12 protein-coding genes and 4 pseudogenes are annotated in these 18,364 nt (G+C 57.3%); 12 read left to right on the forward strand and 4 right to left on the reverse strand.

Annotated elements, in window-relative coordinates:
* Positions 1-761: 761 nt before the first annotated feature.
* From GWE18_RS38605 to GWE18_RS38660, 12 genes and pseudogenes are all read left to right on the forward strand, one after another.
* A complete protein-coding gene (locus tag GWE18_RS38605) occupies positions 762-1,706 on the forward strand; it encodes a LysR family transcriptional regulator (protein ID WP_108521586.1) in 945 nt (314 codons plus the stop codon).
* Between the two features lie 803 nt (positions 1,707-2,509).
* Positions 2,510-3,463, forward strand: coding sequence for a LysR family transcriptional regulator (locus GWE18_RS38610; RefSeq protein WP_275190805.1), 954 nt, complete (start codon positions 2,510-2,512; stop codon positions 3,461-3,463).
* Positions 3,464-4,686: 1,223 nt separating this feature from the next.
* Positions 4,687-4,899: a hypothetical protein gene (locus GWE18_RS38615; RefSeq protein ID WP_244608561.1), complete on the forward strand. Its 213-nt coding sequence runs from the start codon at positions 4,687-4,689 to the stop codon at positions 4,897-4,899.
* A gap of 145 nt (positions 4,900-5,044) precedes the next feature.
* The gene (locus GWE18_RS38620) at positions 5,045-5,752 is read left to right on the forward strand and encodes a MerR family transcriptional regulator (RefSeq protein WP_108521590.1); all 708 of its coding nucleotides are present in this window, start codon (positions 5,045-5,047) and stop codon (positions 5,750-5,752) included.
* A gap of 1,254 nt (positions 5,753-7,006) precedes the next feature.
* Positions 7,007-8,113, forward strand: coding sequence for a branched-chain amino acid ABC transporter substrate-binding protein (locus tag GWE18_RS38625; RefSeq protein ID WP_275190806.1), 1,107 nt, complete (start codon positions 7,007-7,009; stop codon positions 8,111-8,113).
* Between the two features lie 52 nt (positions 8,114-8,165).
* Positions 8,166-8,465, forward strand: a complete 300-nt coding sequence (locus GWE18_RS38630) for a hypothetical protein (protein WP_275190807.1) — start codon at positions 8,166-8,168, stop codon at positions 8,463-8,465.
* A 148-nt stretch (positions 8,466-8,613) separates the two neighbouring features.
* Positions 8,614-9,697, forward strand: a pseudogene (locus GWE18_RS38635) (histidinol-phosphate transaminase); the annotation flags it as partial.
* On the forward strand, positions 9,686-10,732 hold the full coding sequence (locus tag GWE18_RS38640; RefSeq protein WP_275190809.1) for an LLM class flavin-dependent oxidoreductase: 1,047 nt from the start codon (positions 9,686-9,688) through the stop codon (positions 10,730-10,732). The pseudogene GWE18_RS38635 and the gene GWE18_RS38640, both read left to right, overlap by 12 nt.
* 194 nt (positions 10,733-10,926) lie before the next feature.
* Positions 10,927-11,352: a hypothetical protein gene (locus GWE18_RS38645; RefSeq protein ID WP_108521594.1), complete on the forward strand. Its 426-nt coding sequence runs from the start codon at positions 10,927-10,929 to the stop codon at positions 11,350-11,352.
* A 651-nt stretch (positions 11,353-12,003) separates the two neighbouring features.
* A pseudogene (locus tag GWE18_RS38650) lies at positions 12,004-12,135 on the forward strand (methionine gamma-lyase); the annotation flags it as partial.
* Between the two features lie 118 nt (positions 12,136-12,253).
* Positions 12,254-12,853: pseudogene (locus GWE18_RS38655) on the forward strand (PLP-dependent transferase).
* A 1,300-nt stretch (positions 12,854-14,153) separates the two neighbouring features.
* Entirely contained in the window at positions 14,154-14,321 is a 168-nt protein-coding gene (locus GWE18_RS38660) for a hypothetical protein (protein WP_190242060.1), read from the forward strand.
* Positions 14,322-15,410: 1,089 nt separating this feature from the next.
* On the opposite strand, the pseudogene GWE18_RS38665 reads toward GWE18_RS38660, so the two are convergent.
* From GWE18_RS38665 to GWE18_RS38680, 4 genes and pseudogenes are all read right to left on the reverse strand, one after another.
* A pseudogene (locus GWE18_RS38665) lies at positions 15,411-15,713 on the reverse strand (DUF2285 domain-containing protein); the annotation flags it as partial.
* A 430-nt stretch (positions 15,714-16,143) separates the two neighbouring features.
* Positions 16,144-17,160, reverse strand: coding sequence for a nucleotidyl transferase AbiEii/AbiGii toxin family protein (locus tag GWE18_RS38670; RefSeq protein WP_275190808.1), 1,017 nt, complete (start codon positions 17,158-17,160; stop codon positions 16,144-16,146).
* Positions 17,153-17,746: a DUF6088 family protein gene (locus GWE18_RS38675; protein ID WP_108521611.1), complete on the reverse strand. Its 594-nt coding sequence runs from the start codon at positions 17,744-17,746 to the stop codon at positions 17,153-17,155. Before GWE18_RS38675 ends, GWE18_RS38670 begins: the two co-directional genes overlap by 8 nt.
* Positions 17,747-17,826: 80 nt before the next feature.
* Complete coding sequence (locus GWE18_RS38680; protein WP_249734956.1) at positions 17,827-18,066, reverse strand: hypothetical protein; 240 nt, start codon at positions 18,064-18,066, stop codon at positions 17,827-17,829.
* Between the last annotated feature and the right edge of the window lie 298 nt (positions 18,067-18,364).

Consider the following 18,364-nt stretch of genomic DNA (forward strand, 5'->3'; position numbering starts at 1 on the left):
GCACGCGAGCAGTTCACTATCGATGAATGGCTCCACCGGGGAATGGAAAACGCTGGTCTGGCATAGCTCGAGCCCGGCCACTCCGGGCCACTGAACATCCGCTATCAAGCAGGACGTGCTGAGAGGACGGCTGGATTTCAACAACTCATCTGCGCACTGGAAAGGGTCGGGATTGTCGCCTGTCAAACAGAGTACGCCTGTCAGCGCTTCACGGACCGATGCATCGTTATCCACGACGGAGATTACGTCGAGCGCATGTGCCATTCGCACCAGATCTAACTCCTGCATTTTCCGCACGATTTGACTGCTATGGACACGGGATACATTTGGCCGGGTCGCAAAGGCATTTGGCGCCTGCAATCGGCAGCTCCTGATTGGTTGCGACGTTAGAGCGAAGTGGAGGGCTGGATCAATTCTACAGAGGTAAACGCCCAATATAGAAATGCTTCGAGAAGCTATACGAACGTTTACCGGTAGTGAGCGCCGACGCGACCTGCGGCACGCCTGTCGCGTCAAGACACTGCGATGCAGTTTGTACAACCCGTTGACAAATCTGGCTCCAATGGGCATGCGCTTCGATCGGCGCTCGGGGTGCAGCTGAGACTTTTTTCGCGGAGCCAGGGCAAAGACTGGTAAGCATTCCTGATATGCCTGAATTTTTTGTTTGTCCCGACCGACGGCTTTGCTATCCGCCATTCGGCATAATTGGTAAAATCGATTGTTTTTATTGAACTCATCCAAAGGATGGATAACTCCACGCTATGCGCTTCAAAGGCCTTGATCTAAATCTTCTCGTCGCGCTCGATGCTCTGATGACCGAGCGTAATCTCACCGCGGCGGCACGCAGCATCAACCTGAGCCAGCCGGCCATGAGTGCGGCCGTCGCCCGGCTACGCGCCTATTTCCGCGATGAACTATTTACGATGAGGGGCCGGGAGCTTGTCCCAACACCGCGAGCGGAACGGCTCGCCGCGCCGATTCGCGAGACTCTGGTGCACATTCAGCTCTCCATTATTTCCCACGACACGTTCAACCCAGCCAAATCGGATCGCCGCTTCAGGATTCTCCTTTCCGATTTCATGACAGTCATTTTTTTTCGAAAGATCGTCGACCGTGTCGCGCGGGAAGCTCCCGCCATCCGGTTCGAATTTCTGCCATTTGTCGATGAGCCCGAAGAGCTTCTGCGGCGCGGCGAGGTCGACTTTCTTGTCATGCCGGAATTGTTCATGTCGAGCGCGCATCCTAAAGCGACACTGTTCGAGGAGACACTCGTGTGCGTAGGCTGCCGCACGAACAAGCAGCTGTCACGGCAGCTCTCGTTCGACAAATACATATCAATGGGACATGTTGCAGCGAAGTTCGGGCAGGCGCTGAGGCCCAATATTGAGGAATGGTTCTTGCTTGAGCACGGTCTTAAGAGGCGCATCGAGGTCGTTGTGCAGGGCTTTACCATGATCCCGCCGATGCTATCGGAGACTGAGCGTATAGCGACGATGCCCTCAAGGTTGGCCCAGCATTTTGCAAAGACAATGCCGCTGCTGATCGTCGAAACTCCACTTCCACTTCCCGCATTCACCGAGGCCATCCAATGGCCCGCCCTCCACAATACTGATCCGGCAAGCATTTGGATGCGGCGGATAATATTGCAGGAGGCATCCCGCATGGCTTCTCCGCGCGAGACCCCCAGAAATCGCAGGCGCTGCTAGGTTTTTACTCAAGGCGTCTTAACACCTGCTCTCGACATCAATCCAGATGCTTCAGGATGTGGTCGCTCGGGCCGATGTCGTTGTGCCGCAATGTCTCAGAGGCCCGCACTGCAAGAGGCACGTACGCCATATTCTACATGCAGAAGAACCCCTGCAACTCGATGTCAGCCGCAGCACGCCCGAATGGCGCACTTGATTTGCCGCTTGATCAAGTAGCGATTTGATCTTGCTTCTCGCGCCCGCCACCTGGCAGGCCCGCCGCAAGATGTTCTTGGAACTAGGCAGAGAGCGCAGCGGAATGGCTTTCCGCGATTGCGGCGGGTTGCATTTGGCACCGGTGTCGGCGACGCGGCTCAGATAATGCGAGAGATGCATTTTGTCGGATGAAATGAGTTCAGCTACACAAATGAAATTGCTTGAATCGCACACCGCGTCAGGTTGTAGGCTTACAAACGACGACCAACGCTAAGCCACGCGGGGGCGTCGATAGCGCATCTGCGGCGCTATTGGCGTAATGGTGCGCAACTGCGCCCTACTCTCAACGGTTCATAGTGATCGATGTGGTGCTGCGAGCGATTGCTGAGCGCACCAAAGGCCCTACTTCAAGACCGCGGGCGACTTCCACGCCCGCTCGCATGCTCCGTTGCGCAACCAACATGCTTGCGACCGAGTACGAGAGCCTTCTGTGCGATCGCGCGGTATCCCAAAACGAGCCTAGCTCGGGCGGGGGCGACTGGGACCTTCATAGAAGTAACCGTTGTTGCTCAATGTTTACAACGCAAAGGCTTTCAACGGGAGAAGATATGCCTTTTAAGGGCCTTGATCTAAATCTTCTTGTTGCGCTCGATGCTCTGATGACCGAGCGTAACCTCACCGCGGCGGCACGCAGCATCAAGCTGAGCCAGCCAGCCATGAGCGCCGCCGTCGCACGGCTACGCGCCTATTTCCGCGACGAACTATTTACGATGAGAGGCCGGGAACTTGTCCCAACACCGCGTGCCGAAGGGCTCGCCGCCCCTATTCGCAAGGCTCTGCTGCACATCCAGCTCTCCATTATATCCCAGGATGTGTTCAACCCTGCCAAATCGGATCGCCGCTTCCGGATCCTCCTGTCCGATTTCATGACAATCGTATTTTTTCGAAAGGTCGTGGATCGTGTCGCACGGGAAGCTCCCGCCGTCAGTTTCGAATTGCTGCCACTCGCCGATGCGACCGATGAGCTTCTCCGGCGCGGTGAAGTCGATTTTCTTATCTTGCCGGAATTGTTCATGTCGAGTGCACACCCTAAGGCGGCATTGTTCGAGGAGAGCCTCGTATGCGTCGGATGCCGCACGAACAAGCAGCTACCAGCGCAGCTTACATTCGAGAGATACATGTCCATGGGACACGTTGCGGTCAAGTTTGGGCTTACGCGAAAGCCCTCCATTGAAGAATGGTTCTTACTCAAGCATGGCCTCAAGAGACGCATCGAGGTCGTCGTGCAGAGCTTTAACATGATCCCGCCGGTACTATTGGACACTGGCCGCATAGGTATGATGCCCTCAAGGCTGGTTAAGCATTTCGAAAACACGATGCCCCTGCAGATCGTCGAACTTACGCGGTCACTTCCCGCGTTTACCGAGGCCGTCCAATGGCCCGCTTTTCACAATAGTGATCCGGCAAGCATCTGGATGCGGCAGATATTGTTAGAAGAGGCGTCCTGCATGAGTCCTCGGCCTGAGACCACGAAAGATCCAGGCGCCCCTAAATTCAGTTAAAGCGTCTTCTCATCCCCTCTTCGCATCAATCCGGTTACCCCCAATCCTTCGTGAGAACCGACCCTCATTCATCGTAAGCGCGGATTCGCAAAAGCGTCCTACGTCCGTTATATCTGCACCCATATTTCAGCTGTCTCTCGCGAGTCTAATATTAGGCTCCTCTCGGCTTGACGCCATTCTCGCTCGAGCTCGTTAGCGACAATTTGCGGCGTTGAAAATTAGTGGCCCGTTGCAAATGGCTATCGAACCTGCCACACAGCAACGGTCTCAAGCCAGCGGTTGGGCTCGCTCGAGAGGATAGCAATCCAGTCGACAGCAGAGGCGGAGCGCGACATGCAACGACTTACGCGATCAACGACATTTCCTACACATCGTCGGCGGCAGTTCTGGCATGAAGTCAGCTCCGATATCTTCTTCTCGCTCGACCTTCGTCTCTTCGGAGCTCATGACTTTCAAAGGGCGCCTGGCCCCTCGGACCGACCCCTATCGACCTCAAGCAGCGCATCATCTGCAAATCGAAGTGGTTGCAGAACTGATCTGCGAAGGCAAGCACGCGCTCCTGGCAACCCAAATTGCGCAACGAACTCGCAAGCGCGCTGATAACAGCAAAACTCGACATTTGCCTGGAGGGCGGGACTAGCGAATCGGCCCAGATGCGCTCAGCGCACTGGCATCGACTAATTTGGAAGGCATTGCCCGTCTACGTGTCTGTCATTTTGTATACCAGGCGCGGGCGAGCGAGCATGTCGGACAGACCAATCACTTACCGCTTCGCGCCAAGTCTCATCTACCGTGGTCCGATCCGTTGTGAACGGGATCAAAGAGCGGCCACCACTTTGCGATAGATATTGAGGCAGCGGGACTTAAGCTGAGAAAATGCTGTGACTATCGTTGTTGGATCAGCATTGGCTGCCGATCGTTGCTCGTATCGGCTCGGCGCTTTCTTGCAGCCATGGCTCAGAATAGCGGCGCACCGAATGTGAGAATCCTCTTCTTCGCCCCGCCAGTTCGGCTGCACATAGGCACTGCGGTGCTCGCAGTTCCGAGAAAAGTTAGTCGATATCGCCTGCGCGGCCTTGAGACGAAGCAAAGCGCGACTGTGTTGCGCAACAGCATCACTTCAACGTATACCGCACCTTCGTCGCTGTACGCCGGCGGTCTGTCTTCTTTTGGCCAAACGTCTTAGCCACGTGCGGCCGCCTTAGCGTTAATCACGGAGCCGAATGTTGCAGCAATACAGTGGTGTCTACGATCCGGAAGACCTCTCGGTCTTGGGAAGGCTTTTTGATGAAGCAGTCGCGGCGTTACCGGCTTCGATGCGAACTCCTGAAAATCGAACGGCAATCGCCACGCTTGTTCTGGAACGTGCAGCAGCCGGCGAGGCCCACTTGGCGTCCCTGATGAACTTGATGGGCGCCATTGCTTCTGCCGCTTGATCAGGCGGCTCTCTGAGGACAGCAACCTTGCTGGCGCCAGAAGAGCCGCCTAGCTGGCGCCTGAAACGAAGCCATTTTCAGGTAGACCGTTGAAATAGCTTGAATCTCACGCGACGTCAGGTTGTAGGCTTGAAATTAGAGAACCATGACAAAACCTACACCACGAAGGCGTCGATGGCGCATTGGCGAGCTTGCAGAGGCGACCGGGGTAACGGTACGCACTCTGCATCATTATGAGCACACCGGCTTATTAAGTGCGTCGGAGCGCACCGACGGCGGTCACCGCATGTACGACCACGAAGGCCTCAAACGGGTACATCAAATCCGAGCGCTACGTGAGCTTGACTTCTCGCTTCACGAGATCCGTAGAGCGATAGAGGGCAGAACCTCGCTTACTGACCTATTGCGCAATCATTTGGGGAGAATTGAACTTCAAGTCGCGCGTGCAACCCTGTTGCGAAATCGTTTGCGCAACATGACGACGGATAGTGAATTGCACGTCAGTGTTGATGAGCTAGCTGCCACTCTGGATGCAATGTCGCGGGTTGAGGAAGAACGCCCTCAGCCGCTCCCATGCACATGCGTCATGGACTCAGGTCGAGAGGAGCGGTGGCGGAAGATCCTCGACGAGCTGCGCGATTGTGTGGATCGGGGCGAGCATCCCTGCAGCGAACGGGCAAATGCTGTGGCGCTTAAAGCGCGCTTGCTGATCACAGAGATCGCAGGAGCTGATTCGACCGTTTCAATGATACTGAAAGTTCTTGCGCGATTGAGCGCGCCACGCAGTATGGCTGGCTGGGATCCCTGCCTAATGCAATATCTCGACCTCGCACTTGCCGCCTTGAACGGATGAACTGCGCTGAACCTGCCGCGTATAATGCGTGCACCCCTGCTGTGTTCTCCATCTAGATGAGAATGATATGAGTTTTTTAGCGCCCAGGAACGCGCCGGTTGTGGTTTGCGTCAGATGGTTGAGGACTCGTGGCGCTCTTCTCTAACTTTTGCAGCGTCGCTCCTTCATCGAGACATGACTTTGGACACATTTATGAGACGAGCCCCCCGAAGGGCTTGAATCGTACGTGGCGTCAGATTGTACGATCTACTGTAGGTGGCCACGCTCCCTGGCAACCTAGGGACAACTCCGCCTAGCCGGGAGGATCGCATGGCCTGCAGTACGTTCAGAGTTTCTGGGCGAGAGCTTCGGCATTCGGGACGCAGTGGATGATCATGGTGGCCTTGCAAGTGCTTGATCAGAGCGAGCCGTGCCGGTCGGGGTGATCGCGGGTGTGCTGGATGCTGACGCAGCGTTCGTTACGACGTAGTCGAGCTTCTCGCAAGGAGAGGCTTTGTCCGACAAACCGAACAAGACGGATTTATCTATCTCTCACTCACGGATAAGGATCGCAAACTTCGCGGATCTCGCTCGCTGCAAACCCAATTCGAATCGACATCATGTCGTTGGCACGTCGGTTGCTGCTCCAAAGGTTAAGTTAAGGATTACGAATGTCTCAAGCTGTTAGGCTCACGCCCCACGAGACGGTCAGAAGGCTCGAGCACTTCCGCAAGGAGCGGATTGTCAAAGTGCTCTATACGCCGGATGGGGTGCCGCCGCCGGCATACTTGCAGCTAAAACAGGACGACCAACTAGAGATCAGGGCGGGATGTATTCACGTCGCCGTTGCCGGACAGGAACGGGAGCTCGGTCCGAGTTCGGTATGTGACGTCTCAGGCGCTGGTCCTCACAAAGTATGGAATACAGGCGACGAACCCGCAGACTCCATATACGTAACGCCGCCGCGGGGATGGACATGCGAACCGTTTGCTGTGTTCGATCGATTGCAGCGTCAGGAGCGCGTCGGACGTGATGGAATGCCGAGATTGCCAGCGTTCGGCGTGTATCTCACTGCTTATCGCCACATCTTTCCTATAGCGGGATCGCAATGGTTGTTTCGCTCTGCCACGGCAGGTTCGGAGGCATCGGCCAGCCGCGGCTTACGCGCTGCCTTGAGGCATCCAAAGCTGGCGTTATCTCATAACCAAGCGATGCCCTCGCATGGGCAGGAACGGCAAGCTGTTAGCAAACTCAAGCGAACATCCGGAGCTCTAAGTGCCAATTTCTCGAATTACTGCAGCTGCAAGTGCAGCATTCCTCTCTTGTGCTTTGGCTTCGACCGCGCCAGCTGCCGACGTTAATATCGCCGTGGTCGGCCCGATGACCGGAAGCACTGCTGCGCTTGGCGTACAGATGCGCGACGGTGCTACTGCGGCTGTCGATGCGTTAAATGCTTCGGGCCTACTTCCCGGTATCAAGGTCATATTGAGCGTCGCCGATGACGCGTGCGATCCCAAGCAGGCCGTCGCAGTTGCCAATCGGCTGACGATGGATCAAGTCAAGTTGGTCGTTGGCCACTTTTGTTCGTCTTCCTCTATCCCCGCTTCCGACGTTTACGCCGAAGCGGCACTTATTCAGATTTCACCTGGCTCAACGAATCCTCAGCTAACAGAGCGTGGTCTCAAGACGGTGTTTCGGATCTGCGGCCGCGACGACCAACAAGGACTCGTGGCGGCCGAATACATCTTGCGACATTATCCGAACAAGAAGATTGCCGTCCTTGACGACAAGAGTACCGCCGGCAAGGGCATTGCCGACGTCGTTGAGTCACGCCTTCAGGAAGCGGGCGAAAAGGTCATTCGGCAAAGCTATGTGGCCGGCGAAAAGGACTACACGGCCCTGGTCTCAAGAATGAAAAGAGACGGAATCCAGATCGCCTATATCGGCGGCTATTACAACGAGATCGGCTTGATTGTGCGTCAAGCCGCAGAAGCAGGCGCAGGTCTCACTATCATGGCGAACGATCCGTTGATGACCAGCGACTTTTCGGCGATCGCGGGCGAAGCAGCAAACGGCACACTGTTCACCTTCATGCCCGACTCCACCAAGAATGCTCAAGCGGCGGACGCCGTAGCTAGGCTCAAGTCTTCCAACATGTCAGCGGGAGGCTACACGCTCTACGCCTATGCCGCCGTCCAGGCATGGGCGGACGCGGTAAAGCGGGCCGGTACCTTCGACGGTCCGCGAGTAGCAGCTGCGCTTCGTTCGCAGCCAACCCAAACAGTAATCGGGCCGGTCCGGTTCGATACCAAAGGAGACAATGCAGCTCCCGGCTTCGTCGTATACCGGTGGCATAACAACATTGTCGAGACCGTCGAGTAGAACTCATCGTTGTGACCGCACACGAGCCTAGATATTCAGCGAAGTAATGGAAATGATGAAACGTAATTCCGGACATGACGTGCTACTCGGGTCGGTTCTCGCGCTCGCGGTACTCGCGTCGTTTCTCGCGCTCGCAGTACTGCTCGTGGAGCTATCCTATGACGCCGATGCGCCAACGGAAGAGTTTATGCCCAACGGCACAGCTCGGCCGATGTCGCTGCGTTACTTTTGCTTAGCTCTTTGCCGAACTTCCACTGTGCGATCTGAGACCGACTCGTTCCGGACCAATATTTGGTACCTGGACCAACGCAGCGTGATATTGCTGCCAACTCAGGGCAATGCCAATCCGTGACCGAGGCGGCTGATTGCTGCACTTTGGATGCCGGCCGTCCTCGCTGTCCCAACAAACACTCGAACTCTGTCCTCAGGCCGTCTACCGGACTGACTGACCGGCATGCTGACAACTGCAAGCGCCCTCGGTGGTTCAACGGGAGAAACCTATGTCCGATGCCAAATTGCAAAATGTGCTCTCTTCTCTTTCGCAGGCAGCGAAACAGTTAGATGCTCTGCCGTCCGACCGGCCTGCGCCGGCCGCTAATTACGTCAAACTAAACACGAATGAGAACCCATTTCCGTTGCCAACAATCGTATGGCAAAGTGCAATTGCGGCGCTTGAGCGGCAGTATCTGTATCCAGAAGATGACAACATTAGCCTGAGGGAAGCAGCCGCTAATATCTACGGCGTCGCGATCGATCATGTGATTGCCGGCAATGGATCATCTGAGCTTCTCGGGCTCATCTACAGAGCATTTCTTGCCCCGGGGCGACAGCGGCGCAATGCTGTCGCCAGGTTTTTCATTCAATCACAAACTTGTTATGTTGCAGGGTGCTCAACTGCTTGAAATCAGATGTAACGAACCTCAGTCGTTGCCGATAGAGCAATTGCTCTTTGGGCCAGCAAAAGATGCCAAGTTCATTCTGTTGGCGAATCCGAACAATCCGACCGGAACGTTCATCCCTATCGCCGATATCGAACGCCTCCTGGCACAATCGGACCGCCTCGTCGTGTTGGACGAAGCGTATGTCGATTCTGCGCCTGATAATGGCCTGCGGCCCCTCAGCCGTTATCCGGATCTTCTGCTCTTAAGAACACTTTCGAAAAGCTATGCCGCCGCTGGCGTTCGCGTCGGCTTCGGGTTCGGCCACCCGCAGCTTATTGGACGGCTTCGTAACATCCAGAACGTCTTCAGCATGAATGTAATCGGGCACGCGGTCGGCATCAGCATTCTTGCGCATCGCGCCGTCTATGAAGAGAACCATAGGCACATCAGGCATGAAAGACAGCGGGTTGCGACCGCATTGTCGCAACTTGGATTTTCTCTAACGCCCTCCCACGCAAACTTCTTGCTAGCGCGTGTGCCTGCGGGACACGACGGTAGATGGTGGCAGGCCGCTTTGGAAAGGCAAAGAATACTTGTTGCCTTCCTTTCCAATAACGTTCTTGAAAATTGCATCCGCGTGAGCATCGGGACAAAAACGCAAATGGATGCGTTTCTGGGAGCCGTCAGTGACATTTCTGACAGCTTAAAGCTAGGAAGATCGCCAGTTCTAACGTTCGGCATCTTCGATCACTTAGACGAGGACGGCCGCGACATCGCCCGACAATACGCAGATCGCCTCGTCCTGGCAGAGGCGTACGACCGACTCGGCTTCTTTGCATATCACGTGGCAGAACACCACTGTACGCCGCATGGGAGAGGTCCATCGCCAAATTTGTTCTTGTCGAGCGTCGCACAGCGCACACGGCAACTTCGTATCGGGCCATTGGTGATGCTGCTTAACCTCTATCATCTCCTGCGTGCGTTTGAAGAGATCTGTATGCTCGATCACTTGAGCGGTGGCCGGCTTGAGGTGGGTATCGGACGCGGCTCTCTTCCGCTTGAATTGGGCTACTACGGCATCAGTGCTGACGCGGCGCCAAGCCGTTATGAAGAAGCAAGCGAAGCCCTTATCAGCGCTATGAAAGGCGGCATGCTATCCTATCAAGGCCAACATTTTGAGCTAAACAGCGTTCCGTTGACGGTAAAAACTTATCAGCGTCCAAGGCCGCCGACATGGATTGCCACAAATCGACCCGAGTCCGCAGCTTGGGCAGCTGCCAATGGCGCAAATCTCGCGTGCGTAGGCCCCTCCTCTGCTGTACGCAAAGTAACTGATGCCTTCCGCGCTCATCGAGAGCCCAACGGCGAGGCTCACGATCAAATGCCATTTCTTGGATTGCTTCGCATGGTCGTGATTGCGCGTTCGGAGATAGATGCCTATTCGCTCGCGGCATCTGCTTACGCACAATGGCTCGAGAGCTTTAAGTTCCTTTACGAGCTCAATGCCATCCCTACACCACCACACCTTCCGCTGACCTTCGATGCGGCAATCGAGAGCGAATTGTGCGTCGTCGGAACGTCAGCTTCTGTGCGACAAGTTCTCCTAAATCAGCTGGAAGAGTCAGGTGCGAATTACCTTCTTTGTCAACTCGCATTTGGCAATCTGCCATTAGATGCTTCCCTGTGCACCGCAACCGCAATCCAATCCGAAATCATGGCTGGACTTGGCCCACAATGATTTGCCCGTCCGGCTTTAGACATCAAACGTTGTGGCAGCGCTCCTAGACCCTTCCCGTATAGTCGGCGGGCAGCATGCGCTCACGATCAGCAGCTCCTGTTTGCTCACCACGACGTCCATGGGTCGACGAGGTGCGCTGTTGCCGCGATCCGGCAGCTCACGCTTTTCTAATCACACCTACGGAGGACTGACTAATGACGAAAGACCGATTCGCCATGGGCTTTGCCCTTGCATTGATTCTGATGGCGAGCTTTCCTGGAGCCGCCGGCGCGGAGGAGCCTGCGTACGCGGGCCTGAACGGGGGCGCGCCGATCAACACCGGCGACGTGTTGTCAGGCGAGCTCTACGCGATTCGCATACGCGATGCCAAGCACGGCAAAAAGGTCGCCTACCATATCATCTCCGCGCCGCGCCGGCTACCCGAGCCGCACGCGCTGTGCAAGCTAGAGACCGGACCGGTAATGTTTCAGCTGCTCACAACTGGCGAAGCGCACGCCAGTCAGCTGAAGCCACTAGTCGGCAAGAGGATCTCGGTGAAGGTCGATGAAATCGCCTGTGCCGACGCTGAGCAGATGAGCGAGGCGGTGATCAAGAAGTGGAGTCTGGTGAAACAGCGTTGACTTGTTAGAGCCTGCGCTGACGATGTTCCAGCATATCGCGCAACCAGTTGCGGAATTCGCCCCACTGCCGTGGAAGGCAACTAGCTGCAGGGCAAGGATTTGGATCTATAGAACGAAGCTTAGGCCATGATGAAGCATTTTTCGTTGAAGACCCATATAGGCAATCACAAGCTGCGTCCGAAACGCAGATGCTGAACTACGGCTACGACCCGCAATTATCGCAAGGAGCGGCTAAACCGCCGGTCTTTCTGACCTCGACCTTCGTTTTCCGGACTGCCGAGAAGACGGGATGGACTTTCGATTTCGTCTCAGATCGGCGCGAGCCTCCCGAGGGAATGGGACGCAGGCCTAGTTTATTCGCGGTTCAATCACCCCAACAGCGAAATTGTCGAGGACGGGATTTCCATCTACGAGCGCATAGAGAATTGCGCACCATCCGGCATGGCGGTGATTGCGACGACGATCCTCGCGTTCGGCAAGCCCTGGCGACGTGATTCTGCACTCTCAACCCACTCTACGGTGCACCGGAAGCGTTGCTTGTGAAGACGCTTGCGGGCTTTTCGATTCGGTGCCGTCGGCTTTGCCGACGGCCTCGACGAGACCGGAGTCAGGCTGGCGGCGGGGGACGCGATACACAAAGGTAGGGTTCCAATGATTTTCATCGAAACTCTGGCAACCCCAACCGATGGGCCGGTCGATATTGCGATGGTCCGCCGCGTCGCAGAGATGACCGACCGCGCCCAGGGGCACACGCCAATCGTCGCGTGCGATAACACATTGCTAGGGCCAGTGTTCCTGCGCCCGATCGAACATGGTGCGGATTTCACTTTGTATTCACTGACCAATATGTCGCGGTCATTCAGACCTGATCGCTGGCGCTGCGCTCGGGTCAAGAGCCCTCATGAAGGACGTCAAAGCGCCGCGAGGCGCCACCCGCACCCAACTGGACCCGCATTCCTGCTGGATGATCAGCCGCTCGCTCGAAACACTGAGCCTTCGCATGGAAAAGCCGATAGAAATGCGCATCTCGTAGCGCAATACCTGCGCGACTACGAAAAAGTGGCCTCGCTCACCACGAGGCAGACGAGCCGCGGGCCGGCTATTCGCGAAGCAATGCACTGGCACAGGTTCCACATTTTCGTTCGATACTGTCGACGGAAAAGCCGCCGCATACAAATTTCGGAACGCGCTGAAACTCTTCAAGCTGGCAGTGAGCCTGGGCGGTACCGAGTCGCTTGCCAGCCCGCAAGCAGGGCGCACTCAGGTGTTACGACTCACATCCGGGAAAAATCGGCGTCCTCGACTCCACCATCCGGCTATCGATCGGCATCGAACATCCGTCGGACCTAATTGCATATATCGCGCACGCGTTGACCGAGGCATAGCTGCAGGCGTGCGGCTGCTGGGACCGCCCCGCCAGGCGCCCATAAATGCTGTCCCGCGGGGCTTGTTGCCAACTCGACACCTCGGTCCGGTAATCACTTTGACGACGTGCTTGTGACCTCCGAGCAACCCTGAGCTGCGCTGCGCAGAATGCGTGATGGGCAAGCTGCCAGCGCGACTGCTCTTTTCGTCCACAGAGGTCTGATTGCCATATCGATGCCATTAACCGGGCTATCAGGAGCATAGATGCAGCAGCAGCATCGCTAAAGGAGAACCGTAAGTGCGCGTTAGTCCGTATTTTGAGGATCAAGGCTCGCGCGCTGCAACTGCTAACTAGCTTTCGGCCCACCACATTCCCTCGAATCAAAGGGGAACTCCGACATTCCGTGCGCAGCGCACTCAGCCAAGCACGCGACGAGATGTACAAGCGCGAGAGACCCCGCATCATGGGGTCGCGAGCGGAACGCGCTGCTGCGTATCGGCGCACTCACTTCAACATCGGCAACTTCGCGCGAGCAGAGCGGGAAATTCGCAAGCTCATGTGGACGCGGCTGCACCACTGACAGTGGCGCCTTTATTTTACCCAGCGCTCGGTATCGGCAACTCTTACATATATTGCAGCGTTTTGGCATAAGATCAAATCGCGCGCGAGCCTCGCGCCACCGCATCGTCTGAATGTTTTAGACGCGACACTCTTCGGCTGCATTTGCATCTCAACCAGGGACTCGAAACCTAAATGGACGTTACAAATAGCGGCGTTTCGTCGAGAGACTCTGCGGGCATCGCAAGAGACAGCAAATCCGAGCTTAATAAAGCTCGTCACCGACCGCTACTTCAAACGCGAGCGGAATGGACGCTACCTGCTCGGCGAATCTGTTTCCGACCTGTTAAAGCGCGTCAAGGCGCAGAAGCGCGAAGAAGAGACGAGCCCCGCCTCACAGGATCTGCTCATCGCCCGATCCGAAGAGCGCTTAATGTCGGCGCCGACAAGCCACTAGATTAAGCAACACTGCGCAATCCTCAAGGAGATCTGCGGCGTGCTCAAGTAGACATCTTGCGATCCCATCGATAATTGCAACCGGATCCGGCGTTACGTCGAAGCGCGCCGCGATGATGTTCGAGCGCTGAACAAACGTTCACACGATCCCGTTCGGCTCGCCGAAGAACGCAGGAATGCCAATCCAACCACTACTGACGACGAGAAGGAGGATCAACGTGTCTGAGCAGCGAATGATCACGGCAGGCGATTCGATCGCGAGGATCGATCGTGTCTTTCAGAACTTTCGGAAAATGATCGATACTGACAATTCGATTTCCCCTTGCGTTCGAGGCGCGATGCACGCATTGCTCGATGAGGATCTTCTTTTGGCGAGAGCGAGAATTCTCGACTATATCGCGAAGCATGAGGCGCACCGGCGATGAGTATCCCTGCGGACGTTTCAGGTGCTGAGGCCCTTGCCCTCGCCGAGGAGCGGTTCGCGTACGCTTGCGCGGTAATTGACGCTAATCCCGACGTGCTGCTCGAGATTCGCGACCTGTCGCTGGAGTTCAGGATGCGGATCATCCCGCAAGCGGGGACGTCATGACGCGGTCCCCGCAGCACCAGCACTCGCCCAAGATCGAGGGCATCGCGCGAAAGCTCGAGATCGTGGTGGCGGAGCTAGCTTCGCTTTCGAATGCTGCTCGCAGCGAGCGGCATTAAGGCGCCGCCACCTCTCGATGAGGATTATAGCAGTATTCAGCGGGTCGCGGAGATCCGTCACGTTAGCCCCGAGGGGTGCTCTCTCGCATTTCGCCGGGGCAAGCTACGTGCCGAGAAGCGCGGTGGCCGCTGACACGGTTGCGCGGTATAGCCGTACATCAACCGACAATAGGCAAATCATGGACAAGGTTTCACAAATCGAGGCGGAGCTTCGACAGATGGCAGCAGTGTATGCCCGTAAATGCATTGCGCTTGCCAAGCTGCAGGAGGCGTACTGTAGCAAACTCAACGAGTGCTCGAGGCCGAGCTGGCGCGCGACCGACACAGCACCGCTGGGACCCGCGAACGAGATGATCATCACCGACGCCTGTGCTGCGATCGACCAGGGTTTCCGAAAGGATTGTAGAGACCCGATGAATGGGCACATTGACCATCCCGGCGTGTCTAGCGGGACCACGGCCGAGGTGAGAGAGTTGCGTCTCGGTCTGTTGTAGGTTGTTGCCATCGTTCAGGTACTTCACGACTTATCGAGTTGTCGTTGCCCTGCCAACATCAGCGACGGTCGCCAGCCACTCTGAATTCAAGCAAAGTGCGCTTGCGACTTCACGACAATAAGGGCTCCTCGGTTAGCGGCCTCTTTCATTTACGTTACCGAGCCCGCTCATTAGCGAAAGCAGACGCCCATCTCCTTCGGAATTCGGAAACTTGCCCGCCCTTCGAGCGAGCGTCCCGGTAGGCATTTCGATAGTTGGGCCTTCGGCGGACCGCCTCCCAGGCGAAATCCGCCACCTCCCCTGACTTGATGGCGTGCTGATACGCGCCCGGCAGCCAGTCGAACTCGGACATTGCTCTGATCCCCTGCCGTAAGGCGATTGCGAAATGTCTATGAAGCCTTTGGTTGTTGGGGAAGCCACCAATTGTGCATTGCGTGATGCGTACAGGCGATCACGTTGTCAGTGGGAGAAATCCATTCTCAATTGCGAATTCTAATCGACAAATTCTTGCTATTTGGTCGCGCCGCCGCGCGCAGCAAATCGCGGTAACCGTGATCAGCCATCCATTTTGCTCGCGCCAAGTGACTATCAAACGCATTGCGAGCGCACGCCGGCTCGCGATCTGGATCAATATACAAGACCATCCGAGCCACCTCTTTCCAGTCGGCGCCATCGGTCTCGGCATCGAGAAGCCGCCAATACGTCACGAGATGCTGTTCATCGTAGCCCGTGAGCACCGGATCATCCGGAGCTGAATCGGCGACATCAGGATCGAGTGGCGGGGTCTCATGGGTGTTACCAACAACTCCGTTGCTCGAATTTCGTCCCCTGGTGTGTGGACTTCTCCACACAACCGCCATAAAGCGATCAAGTCCAGCATAAAAATTCCTCAGAAGGACTAGTCATGAGACTAGTCGCGATCCGCTCGCATCACTGGGCTAATCGCTTTGTCCGCGTATTATACCACCTAGCGCAATATACGCGATTGCTTCCTATCCTGCAGATGGACATTCGCAAGGTCTTTGGAGCAGATGGTCGATTTCGCTTGGCCCTAGGCCGGCTAGCGCCGCGCTTGGCTGATTGTGCCTTCTTCGTGGAGATCGGGGTACGCTTCGGCCCGCTGAACTGGTTGTTCATCACCGTGCCCGGTGCATGAATATGCGGCTCCCACCGCCGCCACTCCGATCCCCGACTGAGCATTCGCCTGCCCCTCTATGCGCCCGCGCGGTTGGCCCGCGCGGCGATATCGGCGCAGCGCTCCATCAGACTCTCGAAGGGTTCGGCATCTTCCAAGAGCAACCCGTCCTCGACCATGCGGCCATAGTCTTCCTGCAGCACCTTGGAGGCATCGCCGCCCGGCACGATCTGCAAACCGCCGTTTACGGCCGCCACGTAATCGATCGGACTGCGGTCGGCGGCCTTCTCGGCGAAGAACATGCCCTTGTGGCGCGCGACAGCGTTCGCCAACTCCCGATCCGCGAAAGCCGCATCCGCAAGACCGGCCTCATCCAGCCGCACGACATCGTGCCAGTGTCGTGCGAAGCGATCGCCGCGGAGCCGCTCCTGCAGACAGAAGACGTGGATCGCCGTCGCCTTTTCCCAGAAGGTTCGCTCGGCATGCATCACGCGGGGCCGGGCCATTGGGAAGACCACGCCTTCGACCAGGCCCGATGCGTCGCAGGTAATGTCCCGCAGGCTTGCCGGCTCGCCCGTCGATCGCGCGCCGAATTCGAGCATCACGCTTGGCGCCACGTAGCCGGAGCCTGCGGCAATCGCCTCATAGTCGATGAACAGCTTCTCGCGCTCGACGCGGATCGTGGCAGGCAACGCCTCCGCGGCCAGCGCGTCCGCGATGACCGGCTGTGCGGTCCCCGCCACCCACTCCGGCAAACGCTTGCGCACCTCACTCGACCAGCGCTTCTCCTCGCTGCGCGTTTTCGGCAACGCCTCGCCGTTGTCGCCCACCAGATCCGGCGCAATTGCCCGGATGTCGTAGGTCAGGTCGACGTCCTCGGAAAAACGCCGGATGACTCCATAGGCCTTCGACAGCGATGTGCCGCCCTTGAACACCAGATGCTCGCCGAGCGCCGATCCGTAGAGCGTGGCGAGCGCCCAGACGACCCACACATCCTTCTCGAGAAGGTGCGCTGGTCGTCCCGACTGGTCGGCCGCGACGCTCAGCGCCTCGTGGCGATCGGCCACCGGGAGGTGGAGAAAGGCGTCAGCCATGCGCCGCCTTTCCCACACTGCGCGCCAGCCAGGTCGGAAGCTGCGGCGCTGCCGCGACCAGTTCGCTGAAGGTGGACGGCGGGAGCTTCCGCTTCAGTGTTTTCAATGCGGCTTCTGCCTTCTCCGGCCCGAGCCAGGCCAGCGCCCGCACTGCCTCGCCAGCCGGCTTATAGGCCAGGGCGAGTTGCCAGCGCGGAGCATGACGAAGTTCAACGACCTGCTTGCCGAGATTCATCGTTCGGCTGCGGCCGGAGGTCAGATAGACCGACCGAACCGGCACCTGGGTCGTCAGGCCGAGGGTGTTGGCCGCCGCCGCCCCGCTCGGGACGATGACTTCGCCGCGCTGGTTGGCGAGCGCCTCGACCGCCTGCTGGACTGATGGAGCCCTCGTACCGAATCGGCTCGTGATGGGACGGAGATAAACGCCCCGACCGGCCCGGATCAGGTGGCCCCGCTCGGTCAGCCGCGACAAGGCCTGATCCACCGCGGCGCGATTACCGAGGTGAAGCAAGCTCTTAGCCGCCAAGGGCGTGCCTTCCGGCAGTCCTTTGGCATGCGCAAGAATCTGTTCGGTTAACCGTTGCATGGCCATCTCCTGTCAGAAATATACGCAGTTTTCTGACATTTTTCAAGCCCAAGGTATCCCCTCGGACCCGTCCGTTCCTCCTAGATCAAGGGCGCGCCCTTATCGAGCAGACCGTCGAGGAAGTCCTCCCGCGAGCCGATCGGTCCCGCGAGGGTCGCAAGGATCAGCGCCTCAACGACCTGGCGGGCCAATGACCGCGCCATCACCCGCTCTTTCGTCGAAATGGCCGTCATGGCGCGCCCATGCAGGAATGCGCTCCGCACGTTGAAGAGTTGCTCATACTGGTCAGCGAAGCGTCGATCGCCCAGCAGGCCGGCCACCCGTCCCCGCATTCTATTTGTGGAGCGCGCATCCCTTTGTGGCGGTCACCCTTGCATTCGGCCGCAATGACATGGTCTCCGACAGCCGCGACGACATCACCGAACCCGGACTTCGGGTTGATGGTGATCGTCTGGTCCGCCGGATTGCGATAGACCCCGCCATAGCCTAGCTAGTCTTACTGAGTCAGAGTGTCGCGGTCTTTGTCGACAGGAATCATATATTTGAGAAGACTCACTTTTCAGCATGGGGAGGCTGAGATGGGTCTCACAAGATCGGGAGACGTAGCGTCGCGGTTTT

Origin of the sequence: Bradyrhizobium sp. CSA112 (assembly GCF_029051645.1) — a bacterium.
GTDB lineage: Bacteria > Pseudomonadota > Alphaproteobacteria > Rhizobiales > Xanthobacteraceae > Bradyrhizobium.

What these genes read in the sequence shown, in the direction of transcription:
- GWE18_RS38645 (WP_108521594.1), top strand. Translation starts at nt 10,927, where the DNA reads ATGACGAAAGACCGATTCGCCATGGGCTTTGCCCTTGCATTGATTCTG.
- GWE18_RS38630 (WP_275190807.1), top strand. Translation starts at nt 8,166, where the DNA reads ATGATGAAACGTAATTCCGGACATGACGTGCTACTCGGGTCGGTTCTC.
- GWE18_RS38660 (WP_190242060.1), top strand. Translation starts at nt 14,154, where the DNA reads ATGAGTATCCCTGCGGACGTTTCAGGTGCTGAGGCCCTTGCCCTCGCC.
- GWE18_RS38610 (WP_275190805.1), top strand. Translation starts at nt 2,510, where the DNA reads ATGCCTTTTAAGGGCCTTGATCTAAATCTTCTTGTTGCGCTCGATGCT.
- GWE18_RS38605 (WP_108521586.1), top strand. Translation starts at nt 762, where the DNA reads ATGCGCTTCAAAGGCCTTGATCTAAATCTTCTCGTCGCGCTCGATGCT.
- GWE18_RS38620 (WP_108521590.1), top strand. Translation starts at nt 5,045, where the DNA reads ATGACAAAACCTACACCACGAAGGCGTCGATGGCGCATTGGCGAGCTT.
- GWE18_RS38615 (WP_244608561.1), top strand. Translation starts at nt 4,687, where the DNA reads ATGTTGCAGCAATACAGTGGTGTCTACGATCCGGAAGACCTCTCGGTC.
- GWE18_RS38675 (WP_108521611.1), bottom strand. Translation starts at nt 17,746, where the DNA reads ATGCAACGGTTAACCGAACAGATTCTTGCGCATGCCAAAGGACTGCCG.
- GWE18_RS38670 (WP_275190808.1), bottom strand. Translation starts at nt 17,160, where the DNA reads ATGGCTGACGCCTTTCTCCACCTCCCGGTGGCCGATCGCCACGAGGCG.